The sequence below is a fragment of the Vallitalea sediminicola genome (assembly GCF_054408565.1).
Genome location: NZ_BTPT01000076.1, coordinates 1 through 2,432, shown reverse-complemented (window position 1 = coordinate 2,432; position 2,432 = coordinate 1). Strand labels below are relative to the sequence as shown.

3 protein-coding genes are annotated in these 2,432 nt (G+C 32.8%); 2 read left to right on the top strand and 1 reads right to left on the bottom strand.

The window, feature by feature from the left end; genetic code table 11:
* Positions 1-351, bottom strand: a 351-nt coding sequence (locus ACX6CF_RS23690; RefSeq protein WP_458787851.1) for a CbrC family protein, incomplete at its 3' end; no start/stop codon positions are given.
* Between the two features lie 2 nt (positions 352-353).
* On the opposite strand from ACX6CF_RS23690, the gene istA reads away from it, so the two are divergent.
* The gene (istA, locus tag ACX6CF_RS23685; protein WP_458787850.1) at positions 354-1,586 is read left to right on the top strand and encodes an IS21 family transposase; all 1,233 of its coding nucleotides are present in this window, start codon (positions 354-356) and stop codon (positions 1,584-1,586) included.
* Positions 1,587-1,593: 7 nt separating this feature from the next.
* On the top strand, positions 1,594-2,367 hold the full coding sequence (istB, locus tag ACX6CF_RS23680) for an IS21-like element helper ATPase IstB (protein ID WP_458787849.1): 774 nt from the start codon (positions 1,594-1,596) through the stop codon (positions 2,365-2,367).
* Positions 2,368-2,432: the final 65 nt, after the last annotated feature.

The window sequence follows — 2,432 nt, the reverse complement described above, 5'->3', positions numbered from 1 at the left end:
TCCAATAAATGCACAGAAATCCCCACAATGACTAAGCCAATATTCTTGTTGCCAACCACAGTATCCTGGTGTTCTATGTACCAATTCATCCAAATATTCTTCTTTATTAACTTTATCACAACTTTGATCATCTTGAAACATTCCATCATACTTTTCTGAAGCTTTTCCATTTTTTATACACCATGGACATATATTCTCTACTTCTTCAATAGCATAAAACGGACCTACGTTGTAAATGCTATAATGAAAATGTAGAAAAGTTCCAACATAAAAATGTAGGAATTTATACAGTTTTGTTTTAGCATTTTTTGCTATAATTGTGCTATCAATCCATATGGAAGGGGTGCACAATTATGCGAGTAGATATTCAAACTTTTATCAAACAATACACACGAGAGGAGAGGTGCCTATTGAACAAAAGTGAATTGGCAAGAAGATTTAACTGTGATCCACGTACTATTGATAGACATTTACAAATAGAATCTGGCAAACTTATACATAAGAAATCTAACAGGAAGTATTCATCTATTTTAGACGCTTATAAATCAATTATTATTGATAAGGTAGATGTTCACGGTGCTACTGCTATGGCAGTATACAAGTTTATCTTGAAGAAGGGATATCAAGGTAAATATTCAACAGTATCAGCTTTTGTTAACAGTCATAAGAAAGATGAAATCCAAAAAGCAACTATTCGTTTTGAAACAACTCCTGGTCTTCAAGCCCAAGTGGATTGGAAAGAGAATCTATCTATGATAAATAGGCATGGTGAATTGTTTAACATCAACATCTTTTTAATAGTCCTTGGATATTCTAGAATAAAGTATACCTGCTTAACAACGGATCGTAAACAAGGCACTTTGTTTATGTGTCTGATAAACTCTTTTAGATATTTTGGTGGAATACCTCATGAAATACTTTTTGATAACATGAAAACAGTTGTAGATAGGAATAAATCAAACTTTACAAGAGTTCATTTTAATGAGACATTTAAACATTTTTCTGATGATGCTGGATTTAAACCCATGGCATGTAGACCCTACAGGCCTCAAACTAAGGGAAAAGTAGAATCTCTTGCAAAACTTACTAATCGACTAGTAGTCTATAATGAGGAATTTGAAGATTTTAATAATCTAGCAACAATTGTTAGTGAATTCAATTCTGACATAAATTCAGAGGTATCACAAGCTATAGATGAAGTACCACTTAATCGCCTAGAAAAAGAACAGGAGTATCTTAAACCACTACCAATGATGGATATGTTACTGTGGTATATCTCTCGCCAAAAAGAATATACCGTATCTAAAGAGTCCATGATTAAGTATAAGGGGAAAAAATACTCCGTCCCTACTAAATATATTGGTAAAAAAGTTCATGTTAATGAAACCTCTGACGGTAACATCTGTATTTATTATAACGAGGATTTTATTGTTTGTCATCCCATTGGCGAAAAAAGATTCAATTATAAACTTGGACATATGCACGAGATACTAAAATCGGATGCTTGTAAGCATCTATCCGATAAAGAAATTAATACCTTCATAGCAGAAAATATCTCTATGATGGACTTATTTTTAGGAGAGTGATATCTATATGTATGCAAAGCTTTTAAATAATCTAGAAGTGCTAAAATTAGAGAAAATGCACTCCTATATACCAACATATCTAGATACTGTAGCAAAGGAAGGGGTTAGCGTACTAGATGCGCTGCTCCACCTTACAGATAAAGAAATACTCTATAAGAATGAAATGGCATCAAAGATACAAGTAAGTGTGGCAGGTTTTCCATTTGTGAAGCGAGCTGACGAATATGACTATGATTTTCAGCCATCTGTTAAAAAGGCACAGATTATGGATTTATGTACTTTAAGATTTTTAGAAAAGAAAGAGAACATCCTCTTTTATGGTACGCCTGGTGTTGGAAAAACACATCTTGCAACTGCAATAGGTGTAGAAGCTGCTAGTAAACGGCAATTAACCTATTTCATAACATGTCATGATTTGATCCAGAATCTAAGGAAGGCTTATCATGAAAATCGTTTAGAAACAAGATTAAAGCATTATAGTAAATACAAAGTTCTTATAATTGACGAAATAGGCTATTTACCAGTGGACCAACTTGGTGCAAACCTATTCTTTCAACTCATAACAAAACGCTATGAACATAATTCAACAATCATAACGACTAATCAACCATTTAGTAAATGGGGAGAAGTTTTTTCAGATATGACATTAGCAAATGCAATCCTCGATAGATTACTGCATCATTCTCATATTATCAAGATAATTGGACCTTCTTATAGGACCAAAGATGTGTTGGATTATGTTCAAGAAAGTAAAAGTAATACTATGTACAAACCATCCTAAACACCTTGGAATTTTTATGCATTTTCATGTTGGAACTTTTATGCATTTTGATGTTGACATTTACA